At 72.6% G+C, this 15,853-nt stretch carries 18 protein-coding genes; 10 read left to right on the top strand and 8 right to left on the bottom strand.

Annotated elements, in window-relative coordinates; genetic code table 11:
• Nucleotides 1–111: 111 nt before the first annotated feature.
• Both JOD66_RS11375 and JOD66_RS11380 read right to left on the bottom strand, forming a co-directional pair.
• Nucleotides 112–639, bottom strand: coding sequence for a VOC family protein (locus tag JOD66_RS11375; RefSeq protein WP_204836990.1), 528 nt, complete (start codon nt 637–639; stop codon nt 112–114).
• Nucleotides 640–745: 106 nt separating this feature from the next.
• Entirely contained in the window at nt 746–2,206 is a 1,461-nt protein-coding gene (locus tag JOD66_RS11380; RefSeq protein WP_204836991.1) for an alkaline phosphatase PhoX, read from the bottom strand.
• A 251-nt stretch (nt 2,207–2,457) separates the two neighbouring features.
• On the opposite strand from JOD66_RS11380, the gene JOD66_RS11385 reads away from it, so the two are divergent.
• From JOD66_RS11385 to JOD66_RS11400, 4 genes are all read left to right on the top strand, one after another.
• On the top strand, nt 2,458–2,817 hold the full coding sequence (locus JOD66_RS11385; RefSeq protein WP_307823446.1) for a DUF485 domain-containing protein: 360 nt from the start codon (nt 2,458–2,460) through the stop codon (nt 2,815–2,817).
• The gene (locus tag JOD66_RS11390) at nt 2,817–4,421 is read left to right on the top strand and encodes a monocarboxylic acid transporter (protein ID WP_204836992.1); all 1,605 of its coding nucleotides are present in this window, start codon (nt 2,817–2,819) and stop codon (nt 4,419–4,421) included. The genes JOD66_RS11385 and JOD66_RS11390 overlap by 1 nt, the downstream gene beginning before the upstream one ends.
• A gap of 135 nt (nt 4,422–4,556) precedes the next feature.
• The gene (acs, locus tag JOD66_RS11395; protein WP_204836993.1) at nt 4,557–6,530 is read left to right on the top strand and encodes an acetate--CoA ligase; all 1,974 of its coding nucleotides are present in this window, start codon (nt 4,557–4,559) and stop codon (nt 6,528–6,530) included.
• Nucleotides 6,531–6,668: 138 nt separating this feature from the next.
• Nucleotides 6,669–7,937, top strand: coding sequence for an NHL repeat-containing protein (locus JOD66_RS11400; RefSeq protein WP_204836994.1), 1,269 nt, complete (start codon nt 6,669–6,671; stop codon nt 7,935–7,937).
• A gap of 32 nt (nt 7,938–7,969) precedes the next feature.
• Here JOD66_RS11400 and JOD66_RS11405 read toward each other — a convergent pair whose 3' ends face one another.
• Entirely contained in the window at nt 7,970–8,353 is a 384-nt protein-coding gene (locus tag JOD66_RS11405; protein WP_204836995.1) for a hypothetical protein, read from the bottom strand.
• Nucleotides 8,346–8,519 (bottom strand): hypothetical protein, encoded by a 174-nt coding sequence (locus tag JOD66_RS11410; RefSeq protein WP_204836996.1) that lies wholly within the window; start codon nt 8,517–8,519, stop codon nt 8,346–8,348. The genes JOD66_RS11405 and JOD66_RS11410 overlap by 8 nt, the downstream gene beginning before the upstream one ends.
• Before the next feature lie 83 nt (nt 8,520–8,602).
• On the opposite strand from JOD66_RS11410, the gene JOD66_RS11415 reads away from it, so the two are divergent.
• Nucleotides 8,603–9,022 carry a pyridoxamine 5'-phosphate oxidase family protein gene (locus JOD66_RS11415; RefSeq protein ID WP_307823449.1) on the top strand — a complete coding sequence of 140 codons (420 nt, stop codon included), beginning with the start codon at nt 8,603–8,605 and terminating at the stop codon, nt 9,020–9,022.
• A 16-nt stretch (nt 9,023–9,038) separates the two neighbouring features.
• On the opposite strand, the gene JOD66_RS11420 is transcribed toward JOD66_RS11415, so the two are convergent.
• Entirely contained in the window at nt 9,039–9,383 is a 345-nt protein-coding gene (locus JOD66_RS11420) for an iron chaperone (protein ID WP_204836998.1), read from the bottom strand.
• On the bottom strand, nt 9,329–9,781 hold the full coding sequence (locus JOD66_RS11425; RefSeq protein WP_204836999.1) for a hypothetical protein: 453 nt from the start codon (nt 9,779–9,781) through the stop codon (nt 9,329–9,331). Before JOD66_RS11425 ends, JOD66_RS11420 begins: the two co-directional genes overlap by 55 nt.
• Before the next feature lie 64 nt (nt 9,782–9,845).
• On the opposite strand from JOD66_RS11425, the gene JOD66_RS11430 reads away from it, so the two are divergent.
• Together JOD66_RS11430 and JOD66_RS11435 are read left to right on the top strand one after the other, a co-directional pair.
• Nucleotides 9,846–10,487 (top strand): TetR/AcrR family transcriptional regulator, encoded by a 642-nt coding sequence (locus JOD66_RS11430; RefSeq protein WP_204837000.1) that lies wholly within the window; start codon nt 9,846–9,848, stop codon nt 10,485–10,487.
• 8 nt (nt 10,488–10,495) lie between these two features.
• Nucleotides 10,496–11,263 carry a maleylpyruvate isomerase family mycothiol-dependent enzyme gene (locus tag JOD66_RS11435; protein WP_204837001.1) on the top strand — a complete coding sequence of 256 codons (768 nt, stop codon included), beginning with the start codon at nt 10,496–10,498 and terminating at the stop codon, nt 11,261–11,263.
• Here JOD66_RS11435 and nhaA read toward each other — a convergent pair.
• Nucleotides 11,194–12,609, bottom strand: a complete 1,416-nt coding sequence (gene nhaA / locus JOD66_RS11440; RefSeq protein WP_204837002.1) for a Na+/H+ antiporter NhaA — start codon at nt 12,607–12,609, stop codon at nt 11,194–11,196. The two genes, JOD66_RS11435 and nhaA, sit on opposite strands and share 70 nt — an antisense overlap.
• A 101-nt stretch (nt 12,610–12,710) precedes the next feature.
• Here nhaA and JOD66_RS11445 point away from each other — a divergent pair, with 101 nt between their 5' ends.
• Nucleotides 12,711–13,112 carry a phage holin family protein gene (locus tag JOD66_RS11445; RefSeq protein ID WP_204837003.1) on the top strand — a complete coding sequence of 134 codons (402 nt, stop codon included), beginning with the start codon at nt 12,711–12,713 and terminating at the stop codon, nt 13,110–13,112.
• Between the two features lie 34 nt (nt 13,113–13,146).
• Complete coding sequence (locus JOD66_RS11450) at nt 13,147–14,013, top strand: fructosamine kinase family protein (RefSeq protein ID WP_204837004.1); 867 nt, start codon at nt 13,147–13,149, stop codon at nt 14,011–14,013.
• 10 nt (nt 14,014–14,023) lie between these two features.
• Here the strand turns inward: JOD66_RS11450 and JOD66_RS11455 are convergent, their stop codons facing one another.
• On the bottom strand, nt 14,024–15,016 hold the full coding sequence (locus tag JOD66_RS11455; protein WP_204837005.1) for a calcium-binding protein: 993 nt from the start codon (nt 15,014–15,016) through the stop codon (nt 14,024–14,026).
• Nucleotides 15,017–15,133: 117 nt separating this feature from the next.
• On the opposite strand from JOD66_RS11455, the gene JOD66_RS11460 reads away from it, so the two are divergent.
• On the top strand, nt 15,134–15,847 hold the full coding sequence (locus JOD66_RS11460) for a response regulator transcription factor (RefSeq protein WP_204837006.1): 714 nt from the start codon (nt 15,134–15,136) through the stop codon (nt 15,845–15,847).
• Nucleotides 15,848–15,853: the final 6 nt, after the last annotated feature.

Consider the following 15,853-nt stretch of genomic DNA (forward strand, 5'->3'; position numbering starts at 1 on the left):
CGTCCACCCCACTACTCGGCGCCTGTCAGCGGAACGGCCGCGATTTCGGGCCGGTTTCTGCTGAGAAGTGGCGACCAGTCGGGTGGACCGCGTGTTACAGCGGTGGCGCCGCTACCCCGCCCGCCCCAACAGCTCCACCATCAGCGCCAGGTCGGCCCGCGGCCCGCCCGGCGTGTCCGCGCCGTACGTCGCGATCTCGGCGTCGAGGTCGAGCGGCCGGGTCGGCGCGACGCCGGGGACCAGCTCCTCGCGCAGGCGCGCGTCGGGGACCAGCCAGGTCAGCTCGAACTCGATCCCGTCGGGGTCGCGGCAGTAGAGGGCCTTGGTGCTGGCGTGGTCGGCCATGCCGGTCAGGGCGCCGGCGGCCGCGAGCCGGTCGCGGGCGGCGGCCAGGTCGGCGAGGGTCTCGACCTCCCAGGCGAGGTGGTACAGCCCGACCGCACCGTCGGCGGAGCGCGGCGAGCGGGCCTGGAACAGGCCGAGATCGTGGTCGTTGGCGGACTTCGCGCCGCGCAGGAAGGCGCCGCCGGGGAAGTCGAAGGGCAGCCTCTCGAAGCCGAGCACGTCGCAGTAGAACGCGACGCTGCGCTCCACGTCGGAGACGAACAGGACGGCGTGGTTGAGGCTTCGGATCGACACCGCGGCTCCCGGGGCAGGGCTGATCGCCCGGTGCGATCGGCTCCCACGACGCTAGTCGCCAGAACGCCGCCGACGCACCGGGCTCTCGCCCAGCGGAACCCGGGTCTCAGCCCAGGTACTTCTCCCACGGCCCGGTGATCGCGAAGGTCAGGCCGGGGGTCTGCATGTTGACGAACAGCACCTTGCCGTCCTCGGAGAAGGTCGGCCCGGTGAACTCGGAGTCGTTGAGCATGTTCCGCGCGATCGCCTGGGTCGGTCCGTACGGCGTCGCGGACAGCACGTGCGAGGCGCCGTTGCCGTCCTCGGCGAGGACGAGCGAGCCCCACGGGGTGACGGTGACGTTGTCGGGGCCGTCGAAGGTGAGGTCGTCGTAGCGGGCGGCGGCGCCGGACGCGGCGGTCTTCTGGTGCGGGAAGTAGCTGACCAGCTGGATGGTCTCGTCCTTGTAGTCGTAGAACCACACCATCCCGTCGTGGGGGACGGCGTCCGCGGGCAGGTCGCCGTCGGAGAAGGCGTAGGAGTTGACGACGTACACGCCGCGGTCGGTGCCCCAGACCCCCTCGAACTTCTTGCCGCGGGTGACCTCGCCGTCCGCGAACTGCTTGCGGGTCGAGACGGTGCGGGCGTCGCGGTCGGGCACCGGCTTCCAGCGGACGGGGAAGGGCAGGCCGAGCTGGGCCGAGGTCAGGTAGGCGACGTCGGGCAGGACCGAGCCGTCGGGCATCAGGATCTGCATCGCGGCCAGCACGCCGGCGTCGTCGGCGAGCCGGTCGGCGAGGTCGGGGCCGAGCTCGACGCCGCGCGGGGCGGTCCAGCGGTAGAACAGGCCGTTCGGGCCGGAGGCGTCCTCGGAGAGGAAGACGTGCTTGCGGGCCCGGTCGACCGCGAGCGCCTCGTGGGCGTAGCGGCCGAATGCCTTGATCGGCTTGGGGTTGGTGCGGCCGTCGTGGAAGACCTCGAAGACGTAGCCGTGGTCCTTGGCGTAGGTGCCGCTCTTGCCGTTGCCGCTCCAGGTCTTGCCGGCGCGGTCCTCGGTCTCCTCGCAGGTCAGCCAGGTGCCCCACGGGGTGGGCCCGCCGGCGCAGTTGGTCGAGGTGCCGGAGATGCCGACGGTCTCGCCGAGGTTGCGGCCCCGGTCGTCGGTGCGGATGACCGTGCAGCCGCCGGCGTCGATCGCGCCCTCGTCGTAGACCGTCCCCGCGATGTGGGGTACGCCGAGCGGCGAGCCGGCCTTCAGCTCGTGGTTCTGGATGAGGCGGTAGCGACCACGGCCGGTGGAGAACACGGCGGTGCCGTCGTGGGCGTTGGGGGTGAGGGCGCCCTCGTCGAGGCGGGTGACCCCGGCCCGGGTGACGACGGCGTACGCGAAGCCGGCGGGCAGCGCGAGCACGCCGGCCGGGTCGTCCTGCAGCGGCGGGAACGGGGTGGCGCCGCGGCCCCGGCCACGGCCCCGGTCGTCGTGGCCCTGCCCGGGCGCGGCCTGGGCGAGGGAGGGCATGGCGCCGGTGACGGCGAAGCCGACGCCGGCGGCACCGCCGGCGAGCATGGTGCGGCGAGAAGCGGTCATCAGAGGTGGCTCTTTCAGTGAGGCGATGGGAGGAAGCCAGCCGGCCCAGCCAACTCCTCCCCGGTGGCGGCCGGTTGTCCCCGAGGTGAACAGCCGTGGCCGACCGTTCGTCGCGTCGTACCGACCGCTGACCGACAACCCGCGCCCACTCGTCGCGCAGCCCGCCCGCACCCCTCCCGGCGTAAGCGCGCTCGCTCCTAGCGTCGGAACGTCCGTGACCCCCGTCACATCCCCATCCGAGGAGGCCCGTCGTGACGTCCGACATCTCGCCCCATGACATGGCTGCACGCCATGACCCCGTGTACGACGAGCTCCACGCCTCGCCGGAGTTCACCGAGCTGAAGCGGCGCTACCGCGGCTTCGTGTTCCCCGCGACCCTCGCGTTCCTCAGCTGGTACCTGCTCTACGTCGTGCTCTCGAACTGGGCCGGCGACTTCATGAGCAAGCAGGTCGTCGGCAACGTCAACGTGGCCCTGGTGTTCGGGCTGCTGCAGTTCGCCACGACCTTCCTCATCGCCTGGCTCTACGCGCGCTACTCCAGCGCCCGCCTCGACCCGCTGGCCGGCGAGCTCGACGCGCGGTACGTCGCCCACCAGGGGGGTGAGCGCTGATGGACCACCAGCTGCTCACCACCCTGCTGTTCCTCGCCGTCGTCGCACTCACCCTCGGGATCACGATCTGGGCGAGCCGGCAGACGTCCGGCACCGCCGACTTCTACGCCGGCGGCCGCAGCTTCTCGGGCATCCAGAACGGCTTCGCGATCGGCGGCGACTACATGTCGGCCGCGTCCTTCCTCGGCATCTCCGGCGCCATCGCGCTCTCGGGGTACGACGGCTTCCTCTACTCGATCGGCTTCCTCGTCGCCTGGCTGGTCGCCCTGTTGCTGGTGGCCGAGATGCTGCGCAACTCGGGCCGGTACACGATGGCCGACCAGCTGGCGTACCGGATGAAGCAGCGCCCGGTGCGGATGGCCGCGGCGACGTCGACGGTCGTGGTGTCGATCTTCTACCTGCTGGCCCAGATGGTCGGCGCGGGCGCGCTGGTCGCGCTCCTGCTCGGCGCGGACAGCCAGGCGCTGAAGAACCTGACCATCATCGGGGTCGGCGCGCTGATGATCTTCTACGTCACCATCGGCGGCATGAAGGGCACCACCTGGGTGCAGATCGTGAAGGCGATCCTGCTCATGGTGGGCTCGGCGCTGATCGTCGTCCTGGTGCTCGCGCACTTCCACTTCAACCTGTCCGAGCTGCTCGGCACCGCCGCGTCCAACACCGGCAAGGGCCAGGCCTTCCTCGAGCCGGGGCTGAAGTACGGCATCGACACCACCAGCAAGATCGACTTCCTCAGCCTCGGCCTGGCGCTCGTGCTCGGCACCGCGGGCCTGCCGCACATCCTGATCCGCTTCTACACCGTCCCGACGGCGCGCGACGCCCGCAAGTCGGTGCTCTGGGCGATCGGCCTGATCGGCGTGTTCTACCTGTTCACGCTGGTCCTCGGGTTCGGCGCGGCCGCGATGCTCAAGGGCGACAAGGCGGCCGAGGTCGCCGCGTCCGGCGGCAACCTCGCCTCGCCCCTGCTCGCCGAGGAGGTCGGCGGCGGCGCCGGGTCTACCGGCGGGGCGATCCTGCTCGCCTTCATCGCGGCGGTGGCGTTCGCGACCATCCTCGCCGTCGTCGCGGGCCTGACCCTGACCTCGTCGACCTCGGTCGCCCACGACATCTACAACAGCGTGGTCAAGGGCGGTACGGCGAGCGAGCACGACGAGATCAAGGTGACCCGGATCGCCGCGGCCGTGATCGGCGTGATCGCGATCGCGCTGGCGATCCCGGCCCAGAAGCTCAACATCGCCTTCCTCGTCGCGCTCGCCTTCGCGGTGGCGGCCTCCGCCAACCTCCCGGCGATCGTCTACAACATGTTCTGGAAGCGCTTCAACACCCGTGGTGCGACCTGGGGCATCTACGGCGGCCTGCTGGCCTCGGTCGGGCTGGTGTTCTTCTCGCCCGTCGTCTCGGGCTCGGAGACCGCCCTGGTGACCGGCGCGGACTGGTCCTGGTTCCCGCTGAGCAACCCCGGGATCATCTCGATCCCGCTCGGCTTCTTCTTCGGCTGGCTCGGCACCGTGACCTCGCACGAGCCGTCCGCTCAAGAGCGGTTCACCGAGCTCGAGGTGCGCGCGCTCACCGGCGCGGGCGCCGAGCAGGCCGTCCAGCACTGACCCCGCGACCTGGAGGCCGGGACGGGGAACCCGTCCCGGCCTCCGGCACGAGCAACCCTCGTGCAACCCCTGGTGACCACACTTCCCGTGGGCCCTAATGTGACCTGTGGCACCCGAATCGATCAGGAGAGAACCGTGAGCGACCAGACAGCCGAGACCCTCGCCAACCTGCTGAAGGAGGACCGGCGCTTCGAGCCGCCCGCCGAGCTGGCCGCTGCCGCCAACGTGACGGCCGACGCGTACGCCGCCGCCAAGGCGGACCGCGAGGGCTTCTGGGCCGAGCAGGCCGAGCGGCTGTCGTGGGACACGAAGTGGGAGCGGGTCCTCGACTGGGACAACCCGCCCTTCGCCAAGTGGTACGTCGGAGGGAGGCTCAACGCGGCGTACAACTGCGTCGACCGGCACGTCGAGGCCGGCCGGGGCGACAAGGTCGCGATCCACTGGGTCGGCGAGCCCGAGGGCGACACCCGCGACCTCACCTACGCCCAGCTCAAGGACGAGGTCTCCAAGGCCGCGAACGCGCTCACCGACCTCGGCGTGGGCGCCGGCGACCGGGTCGCGATCTACCTGCCGATGATCCCCGAGGCCGTGGTCACGATGCTGGCCTGCGCCCGGATCGGCGCCCCCCACACCGTGGTGTTCGGCGGCTTCTCCGCCGACGCGCTCGCCTCGCGGCTCGACGACTGCCAGGCCAAGGTGGTCGTGACCGCTGACGGCGGCTACCGCCGCGGCACGGCCTCCGCGCTCAAGCCGGCGGTCGACGAGGCCCGCACCAAGACCGACGTGGTCGAGAAGGTGCTCGTGATCCGGCGTACCGGTCAGGACGTGGCCTGGGACGAGAGCACCGACGTGTGGTGGCACGACGCCGTCGACGGCGCGTCGAGCGAGCACAGCCCCGAGGCGTTCGACTCCGAGCACCCGCTCTACGTCATGTACACCTCCGGCACGACCGGCAAGCCGAAGGGCATCCTGCACACGACCGGCGGCTACCTCACCGGTGCGGCGTACACCCACCACGCGGTGTTCGACCTGAAGCCGGAGACCGACGTCTACTGGTGCACCGCCGACATCGGCTGGGTGACCGGGCACTCCTACATCGTCTACGGCCCGCTCGCCAACGGCGTGACCCAGGTGCTCTACGAGGGCACGCCCGACTCCCCCGAGCCGGGCCGCTGGTGGAAGATCATCCAGGACTACAAGGTCACGCTCTTCTACACCGCGCCCACCGCGATCCGCTCGTTCATGAAGCAGGGCCACGAGATCCCCGACCGCTACGACCTGTCGTCGCTGCGGATCCTCGGCTCGGTCGGCGAGCCGATCAACCCGGAGGCCTACGTCTGGTACCGCCACGTCATCGGCGGCGACCGCACCCCCGTCGTCGACACCTGGTGGCAGACCGAGACGGGCGCGGTGATGATCTCCCCGCTGCCCGGCGTCACGGCCGGCAAGCCCGGCTCAGCGATGACCGCGATCCCCGGTATCGAGGCCGATGTCGTCGACGACGAGGGCCACTCCGTGCCCAACGGCTCGGGCGGCTACCTCGTGGTCACCTCCCCGTGGCCCTCGATGCTGCGCACCATCTGGGGCGACGACGACAGGTACGTCGACACCTACTGGTCGCGCTTCAAGAAGGAGGGCTTCTACTTCGCCGGCGACGGCGCGAAGAAGGACGACGACGGCGACATCTGGGTGCTGGGCCGGGTCGACGACGTCATGAACGTCTCCGGCCACCGGCTCTCCACGACCGAGATCGAGTCCGCCCTGGTCTCCCACCCGAAGGTCGCCGAGGCCGCCGTGGTCGGCGCCTCGGACCCCGACACCGGCCAGGCGGTCGTCGCCTACGTCATCCTCCGCAACGAGGCCGGCGACGGCGGCGCGGATATCGTGAAGGAGCTCTCCGACCACGTCCGCAAGGAGATCGGCCCGATCGCCAAGCCGCGGCAGATCATGATCGTCCCCGAGCTGCCGAAGACCCGCTCGGGCAAGATCATGCGCCGCCTGCTGCGCGACGTCGCCGAGGGCCGCACGGTCGGCGACACCCAGACCCTCGCCGACGCCTCGATCATGGACCTGATCTCCGCCGGCCAGGCCACCTCCACCGAGGACTGACCCCTCGCATCGCCTTTCTGCGAAGCAAGGCGCCGCAGCAGCCCCACGACGGCCCATCGTCCCCGACGATGGGCCGTCGGCTGTCCGTGGCCCGGGCGCCGGTCTGCTCTGCCGGACCCGACCGAGGGGTGATCGACCATGTCCCGCCGCGCCACACTCCCGCTGCTCGCCGTCGCACTGATCGGCGGCGGACTCTCGTCCGCCGGCCTCGCGGCCGGACCGGCGGCCGCGCAGCCCGCGGCCCCCGCCGGATGGGCGGTGGTGGGCTCGTTCTCCGTCGCATCGCCGCTCCAGCTCGCCGTCTCCCCGACCGGGGACGTCTGGGTGACCCGGGACGGCGGCCTGGTGAGCCGGTTCAACCCGAGCGGCCAGCAGCTCGCGCTGATCGATCCCCCCGGTGAGTTCGTCGACGGGATCGACGTCGACGCCGCCGGCAACGCCCACGTCGTCGATCCCGAGCTCGACGCCGACGGACCCGCGGTGCGGGTGCTCGGCCCGAGTGGCGCGGTGCTGCGCAGCTACGCGCCCCGCGGCGAGCAGGACGGCCAGGCCGAGTTCAACCCGAGCGACCTCGCCCTCGACTCCTCCGGCAGTGCGTATCTCTTCGAGTCCGACGTCCGCACGGGGTGGCACGACGAGTACCGCGCCAAGTACGACGCCGCCGGCGCCCGGCTCTGGAAGCGAGGCAGTCACAACGCCCCCGGCGTCTTCGCCCAGCAGCAGGCCGTCGCCGCCGCGCCCGACGGGCGCTTCTTCGTCATCGACCAGCACCTCGAGCAGGTGATCTCCTACGACGCCAACGGGACCGAGACCCGGCGCTGGGGGCAGTTCGGCACGGCCGACGGCCAGTTCAACGAGGCGGAGTCCCTCACGGTCTCACCCCGCGGCACCCTGTTCGTGGTCGACAAGACCGACCGGATCCAGGAGTTCACCACCGACGGCCAGCTGGTCCAGGTGCTCCGGGTTCAGCTCGACCCCGCCGCGGCCGGTAGGCACATCGACCTCGACTTCGGGCCGGACGGCTCGCTGTTCGTCCTCGACGGCGACTACTTCGGGTCGGGCCGGGTGCTCCGGATCGCCGGCCTGACCACCCCGGCCGTCGCGCTCGACGGCACCCGGCTCAAGGTGAGGAAGGGCAAGGCGCGACTCAGCCTGACCTGCGCCACCGCACCCTGCGCCGGCAAGGTGACGATCCGGGCGACGACCAAGGGGAAGCGGAAGGGACCGGTGCTGGCCAAGGGCAGGTACGCCCTCGGCGCCGGCGTGAGCGCCGTGGTGAAGGTCAGGCTGACCAAGGCCGGCCGGCTCGCGCTCGCCCGGAAGCGTGCGGCGAAGGTGCGGGTGAGCGTCCAGGTCGACGGCGGCTCGTCGGCGGTCGCGACGGGGAAGCTGGTCCGCGGCCGCTGAGCGATCCGCGCGCGTGGGCCGTCCGGTCGGGATCAGTCCCGGCCGGACGTGCGGAGGGCGGCCAGCGCGGCGGCGTACGGATCCGGGGCCTGCTGCGCGCTCCTGCCCTCGCGCAGGAGCACGACGTGGAGGCCCTGGCTGTCGACCGGGATCCGCGCCGCCAGGTAGGCGTGCTCCCACCGCAGCACGATCTCCAGGCCCACCGCATACGTGGGCTCGGCCATCGCGGTCGTGGTGAGGAACCGGGTCCGCTGCGTCAGCCCGCCCAGCGCCGCGACCTTGGCCCGGACCTCCTTGAACGACTGCACCGCCTTGGCGCCGGGCGCGAAGACCTCGGCGAACACGCGCGCCGCGGCCACGGCCGCGCCGTCGGCGAAGAGGCGGTCGAGGCCGGCGTCGGCGTCCGGCTCACCCATCGTGGGCGCCCTGGCCCTCCAGCTCCGCGACCCGCGCCTCGAGCGCCCGGATCCGGTCGTAGAGATCGACCAGGGTGACGCCGTTGGCGACGACACCGGAGCGGTTCCAGTGACGACGGACGTAGTCTTCACGAGTCTCGCCCGCCTGCTGACGAAAGATGCCCATCGCGTTCTCCCGAGTGTCGGTATGGATCGTCACAGGTCGCCTGCATCATCGCACCCGGGTGGATGTCCAAGGAGGAACCTGCCGTGCCCGTGCTGCACCCCGTCACCTGGACCGCCCTGCCCGCACCCCTGGCCCAGTTCTGGACCGAGCGCCACCTCTGCACGCTCAGCACCCTCGACCGCGACGGCGCGCCCCATGCCGTCGCGGTCGGCGCGGTGCTCGACCCGGAGCGGGAGTGCGCGTGGGTGATCACCGACGGCGGCTCGCAGAAGGCCGCCAACCTGCGCCGCGACGGCCGCCTCGCGGTCAGCCAGGTCGACGGCGCCCGCTGGTCGACGATCATCGGCACCGCGGAGGTGCTGTCCGACGCGGCGTCCGTCGCCCGCGCCTGCGAGAGGTACGCCGCCCGCTACCGGGAGCCCCGCCCCAACCCCACGCGGGTGGCGCTGCGGATCAGCGTGACCCGGTTCCTGGGCTCCTCGCAGGTGCTCCCCCGCGACTGAGCCTGATGAGCCGCGCTCAGCCGTCGATCTGTGCGAGCCGGGCCGTGACGAAGGCGCGGATCGCTGCCTCGGGCAACGGGTGCTCGGGCTGGAACCGGATGGTGCCCTTCTCGACGTCGTAGCCCTCGAGCAGCGGCGCCGCGGCCGCCACCGCGTCCGCGCTGAACGGGTAGACGCCGATGTGCTTCTTGGCCCGCATCACCGAGACGAGCGGCTTGCCGCGGTGGACCAGCGCCGGCATGCCGTAGCCCGTGCCCTGCTTCGCGTCGGGCACCATCTCCCGCACGATCGCGTAGAGCCCCTCGATCACCGCTCGGTCGTCGGGGTCGAGTCCGGCGAGGTAGTCGTCGACGCTGCCCATGGGGGCATGGTGCCACGCCCCGGCCCCTCGGCACGGCGCTCCTCGCGCCGGCGCAGGACCTGCTCGGTGGCGAGCAGGCCGCCCAGGACCGCGAGGGCGTAGGTCAGCCGAGCGGTCGTGTCCGTGCCCGGCTCGCCGAGCGTGATCGGCTCGCCCTGGACCGCCTGGACGAGCACCGCGACCAGCGCGGCGCCGACGGGGAGGGTGAGCCTGGCGACCAGGTCGCGGCGGTAGAGCAGCTGCCAGGCCGCGCCCGCCGCCACCCCGAGGACGACGATCAGCACCCGGCCGACCGCGTCCAGCGCGGTCAGGTCGTTGGCCGCGAGGCTGACCGTGAGCGGCACCATGAAGGCCCACCGCTCGCGGCGCGGGGGACGGTCGAGCGCGCGGCCTTCCATGCCCGCATCCTGCCCCACCGCGGCCCTCTTGACAGCAGGACGATCGAGGCGCACTCTCCTAATCATGGTAGGCAATCCGACTCGCAATAGGATCGCCGAACGACGTGCGGCAACCCGGCGCGAGATCCTCGACGCCGCGTGGGCCCGGGCCCGCGAGGTGGGGATCGCCAGCATCACGCTGCGCGACATCGCCCGCGCGGTGGGGATGCAGCCACCGTCGCTGTACTCCCACTTCGACTCCAAGAACGCCGTCTATGACGCCATGTACGGCGAGGCGTGGGCCGACTTCGAGGAGCACGCGACGCGCGAGCTCGACCGCCTGCCGGAGCATCCGCGAGCGGCGCTGCGCCACCTGGCACGGGACTTCTTCGACTACGCGGTCGCCGACCTGGCCCGGCACCAGCTGATGAACCAGCGCACGATCCCGGGCTTCGAGCCGACACCCGCGTCCTACGCGCCGGCGGTGCGGGTGCTCGACCGGTGCGTCGTCCTGCTGGCCGCGCAGGGCGTCACGGACCGGGCCGACGTCGACATCTACATCGCGCTGATCAGCGGCCTGATCGACCAGCAGCTCGCCAACGACCCGGGTGGGGACCGCTACGCGCGGCTGCTCGACCGGGCCATCGACATGTTCGCGGACGCCGCCGGGGTCCCGCCCCTGCCCGAGAGGAGCCCGGCCCGCCGCACGGCACTGACCAGGAAATGAGCACCACCATGAACGGATCGTCGAACCGGGCGGCCCTGCGCCGGCCCGCGCTGGACCGCAGCACCGCCATGACCCTCGCCGCCGACGAGTACGCCGCCTACACCGCGGCCGTCGCCGGCCTGGAGCCGAGCGCCTGGACCCGCCCGACCGCCTGCACCCTGTGGGACGTGCGCCAGATGACCGCCCACGTCGTCGGCATGGCGGAGATGGCCGCCGGCGTCCGGGAGGGCATCCGCCAACGCCGGATCGCCGGCCGGGACGCGGCCGCCCAGCGGATCGCCTTCATCGACGCGCTGACCGACGTGCAGGTCAGGGAGCGCGCGGACCACGACGCACGCCGGCTCACCGACGACCTGCGCCGGGTCGGGCCCCGCGCCGCACGTGGTCGCCGGATGACCCCCGGCCTCCTCCGGCGCCGCGACATCGGCGTACCGCAGGACGTGGCGGGCGTCCCGGAGAGCTGGTCGCTCGGCTACCTCGTGGACGTGATTCTGACCCGCGACACCTGGATGCACCGCAGCGACGTGGCCGAGGCGACCGGCGTCCCGATGACGCTCACCGCCGAGCACGACGGCCGGATCGTGGCCGACGTGGTCGCCGAGTGGGCGAGCCGCCACGGCCGGCCGTACCGGCTGACCCTCACCGGCCCCGCTGGCGGCGCGTGGTCGGCGGGCGAGGGCGGCGAGGAGCTCGAGCTCGACGCGGTTCAGTTCTGCCGGGTGCTCTCCGGGCGAGGTGAGGCGTCGGGGCTGCTGGCCACGGCCGTCCCGTTCTGAGCGCCGCGTCCCGACATCAACAGCAGGGCCACCCCCACCGCCGCGGCGAGCAGCGATGCCAGCAGGATGCCGACCTTCGCCTCGGCGGTGAGCAGGTCCGAGCCGGGGAAGGACAGCCCGGCGATGAACAGCGACACGGTGAACCCGATCCCGGCGACCGCGCCGATGCCGACGAGCTGCGGCCACGACGTCCCGTCGGGCATCCGGGCCAGGCCGAGCCGGACGGCGAGGAAGCAGGCGAGGGTGATCCCGAGCGGCTTGCCGAGCACCAGGCCGGCGGCGATGCCGAGCGCCACCGGCGCGCGTAGCGCCTCGCCGAGGACGCCGTCGCCGAGCGCGACACCGGCGTTGGCGAGGGCGAACACCGGCAGCACGACGTACGACGACAGCGGGTGCAGCCGGGTCTGCAGCCGTTCGACGACGGGCACCGACTCGCCGATGAGGAAGCGCAGCCGGTGCAGCTCCTCGGCGTCGAGGTCGTTGTCGCGCAGCCCCTCGACGGCGTACTCGGTGGCGACCGAGGGGCGCAGCAGCGCGACAGCCGGGGTGAGCAGGCCGACGGCGACACCGGCGAGGGTGGCGTGCACGCCGGACTGGAGCAGCGCGAACCAGACGCCGACGCCGAGCACGGCGTACACCGGGATCGCCCACACCCGCGCGGCCCGCAGCACCGTCATCACCGCGAGCAGGCCGAGCGCGCCCGCCAGCCAGCCGAGGGAGAGCTCGTCGGTGTAGAAGACCGCGATCACCAGGATCGCGCCGATGTCGTCGACGATCGCGAGGGTGAGCAGGAACAGCCGGGCGGGTGAGGGGATCCGCCGGCCGAGCAGCCCGAGCACGCCGACCGCGAAGGCGATGTCGGTCGCCATCGGGATCCCCCAGCCGGCGGCACCCTCGCCGCGGCCGACGACCGCGACGTAGACCAGCGCGGGCACGACCATGCCGCCGACCGCGGCGACGATCGGCAGCGCGGCGGTGCGGGGGTCGCGCAGGTCGCCGTGGACCAGCTCGTACTTGATCTCCAGGCCGACGACGAAGAAGAAGATCGTCATCAGCCCGTCGTTGACCCAGTGCTGGAGCGACTCCTCGATGCGCCAGTCCCCGATCTCGAGCGCGAGCGGGGTGTGCCAGAAGTGGTCGTAGGCCGACGCCCAGCCGTCGAACGGCAGGTTCACCCAGAGCAGCGCGAGCACGGTGGCGGCGAGCAGCAGCACCGAGCCGGCCGACTCGACGTGCAGGAACTCGCGCAGCGGGCGGGCGACGTAGCGCGCCAAGGGACGCTCGCTCGCCGTCCAGACCGGGCCGCGGCGCCAGAGGTCGTCGGGGTGGTGCGGGGGCTGGGACACGGCGGTCCTCCTGGCGTCAGCGGGGCAGGGGCATGCACATGCCGACCAGACTTCCCGGCTCACCTGTGCCCAGCCTAGCGAGACTCGGTAGGGTCGGCCGCATGGCCACCGAACCGCTCCGTGAAGAGCCGACCATCGGACGTCTCATCAAGGACGCGCAGACCGATCTCTCCACGATCATGCGCAAGGAGATCCAGCTCGCGAAGTCCGAGCTCAAGGTCAGCGTGACGGCAGGTGGCGTCGGCCTGGGCCTGGTCGCCGCCGCGGGCTTCCTGCTCGTGCTGGCCGTCATCATGCTCTCGGTGGCGATCGCGTACTTCATCAACTGGAACGGCCAGGGCCTCGACCTGCACTGGGCGTTCCTGATCGTCTTCGCGTTCTACGTCCTCATCGCCGCGCTGCTGGTGTTCCTGGCGATCCGCAGCTTCAAGCGGGTCAAGGCCCCCGAACGCGCCATCGAGCAGGGCTCCAAGCTCCCGCGCGCGCTCAAGGGCCAGGCCTGAGCCGGACGGCCTGAGGGCCGGACAGGGGGAGCCGATGGCGCGCCAGCCGGTCGTCGCCGGGAGGGCCGAGCAGCTGCTCGGCGCTGCCGTCGTCGCGACCGCGCCGGTCGCCGGCGGCGACATCTCCACGGCCGTCAAGCTGCGCCTGTCCAGCGGCCGCACCGCCTTCCTCAAGACGCTCAGCCCGGCGCCGCCCCGGTTCTTCGCCCGGGAGGCCGCGGGCCTGCGCTGGCTCGCCGAGGCCACGCCGAGCGGTGGGGTCGCCACCGCCGAGGTGCTCGCCGTCGCCGCCGACTGCCTCATCCTCGACTGGGTGGAGGCCGGACGGCCCACGGCCGAGGCCGCCGGCGGGTTCGGCCGCGCCCTCGCCGCCACCCATGCCTACGGCGCCACCGCGTTCGGCGCCGACGCCGACGGCTACATCGGCCGGCTGCCGCTGCCCAACCGCGCGCTGCCGACCTGGGCGGAGTTCCACGCCGAGCGCCGGATCGCGCCGTACCTCAAGGTGCTGCGCGACAAGGAGATCGTCAGCGCCGAGGACGCCGCCCTGATCGAGACCGCCGCCGCCCGGGCCCCGTCGATCGTGCCGGAGGAGCCGCCCGCCCGCCTCCACGGCGACCTGTGGAACGGCAACGTGCTGTGGGGCGCCGGCGACCGGGTCGTGGTCATCGACCCGGCGGCGTACGGCGGCCACCGCGAGGTCGACCTCGCCATGCTCGCCCTCTTCGGCCTGCCCCAGCTCCCGCAGGTGATGGCCGCCTACGCCGAGGCGTACCCGCTGGCCGACGGCTGGGAGGACCGGCTCGGCTACCACCAGCTGTTCCCGCTGCTCGTCCACGCCTGTCTCTTCGGCGGCCAGTACGGCGCCCGCGCGGCCCGGGTCGCGCAGCGCTACCTATGAGCAGCCCGGCTCAGATCTGGACCCGGGTCTCGCAGTTGCGCGCGGTGTCGCTGCCGCGGTTGCCGCGGCAGTAGTCGCGCTGCGGGCCGCCGTCCAACCGGTCCCGGCCGCTGCCACCCCAGAGCACGTCGCGCCCCCGGCCGCCGAACAGGCGGTCGGAGTCCTCCAGCCCGGTGAGGCGGTCCTCGCCCGCGCCGCCGCGAAGCACGTCGCGCCCGGAGCCGCCGCCGACACTGTCGTCACCGGATCCGCCACGCACCCGGTCCCTTCCCGCGCCGCCTCCCAGCCGGTCGTCTCCCGCGAGCCCCAGCACCAGGTCGTCTCCCGGGCCGCCGGCGAGCCGGTCGTCACCGCTGCTCCCGACGAGCACGTCGTTCGCCTGACCCCCGATCACCCCCTCGACACCGACCAGCACGTCGGCGGTGGCGGGCGGATCGCCGATCGCGACGGCGGAGCCCGGCGTCGAGGTCGCGGCGTCCGGCAGCCGCGCGGAGATCGGCTCGGAGGAGGTGTCGTAGGTGACCAGGTCCTCACCACCGCCGCCGTCGAGCAGGTCGGCGTCGCCGGTGCCGCCCGTGATCACGTCGGGGCCCGGACCGCCGAGCACCGTGTCGGAGCCCGGCCCGCCGTCGAGCAGACTGCCCGACATGCTGCTCGTCCCCAGGGCCGTGGCCAGCACGTCGTCGCCCGCACCCCCGAGGAGGAGGGTCGGGGTCGTGAGCGCACAGACCACGTCGTCGCCAGCGCCGGCGTCCACGCTCACCGTCGCGACCGTCGCCCCCGGCGGCGCCGCGGTGACCACGATGACGTCGGCCCCGGCCGTCCCTGCCGCGGAGACGGGAACGCCCGCGGCGACGACGGTCTGGGTGATCGCGCCCTTGTCGACACCGCGCACGAACACGTGGTCGTCGGCGACGTGGCAGGCATCCTGCGACGCCGACGGGGTCGACGCCGCGGTCGAGGAGACCGGTACGACGACCAGGAAGCCGAGAGCGGCGGTCATGGCGAGCGTGTGCACGACACGGTTCAGGGCGCGACGCCACCCAGGCGGCCGGGGAGCGAATCCCGTCGCGGCCCCACCTCTCAGCCGCCCCTCAGGCCGATCGGCCATGATGGGGGCGTGTCCGCCCGTACTCCCGTCCCGCACCGCGTCCTCGTCGTCGACGACGACCGTGCCGTCCGGGAGTCGCTGCGCCGCTCCCTCGCGTTCAACGGGTACGACGTCCACCTGGCCGGCGACGGCGCCGAGGCGCTGGCGGGGATCGGGGCGGTCGCGCCCGACGTCGTGGTGATGGACGTGATGATGCCCAAGCTCGACGGGCTCGAGGCGACCCGGGCGCTGCGGGCGGCGGGCAATGACGTGCCGATCCTGGTGCTGACCGCGCGCGACGCCGTCGGCGAGCGGGTCGAGGGGCTCGACGCGGGCGCCGACGACTACCTCACCAAGCCGTTCGCGCTCGAGGAGCTGCTCGCCCGGCTCCGCGCGCTGCTGCGCCGGGTGACGCCGATCGAGGAGGGCGCCGAGGAGGAGGTCCTCTCCTTCGCCGACCTGACCATGAACGTCACGACCCGCGAGGTGCGCCGCGGCAGTCGGCTGATCGAGCTGACCCGCACCGAGTTCACCCTGCTGGAGATGTTCCTGCGCCGCCCGCGCCGGGTGCTCGACCGCAGCTTCATCCTCGAGGAGGTCTGGGGCTACGACTTCCCCACCACCGCCAACTCCCTCGAGGTCTACGTCGGCTACCTGCGCCGCAAGACCGAGGCCGAGGGCGAGCCGCGGCTGATCCACACCGTCCGCGGCATCGGGTACGTCCTGCGCGCGACGGAGTCCTGAGCGCGC

This window comes from Nocardioides nitrophenolicus (assembly GCF_016907515.1).
Lineage (GTDB): Bacteria > Actinomycetota > Actinomycetes > Propionibacteriales > Nocardioidaceae > Nocardioides > Nocardioides nitrophenolicus.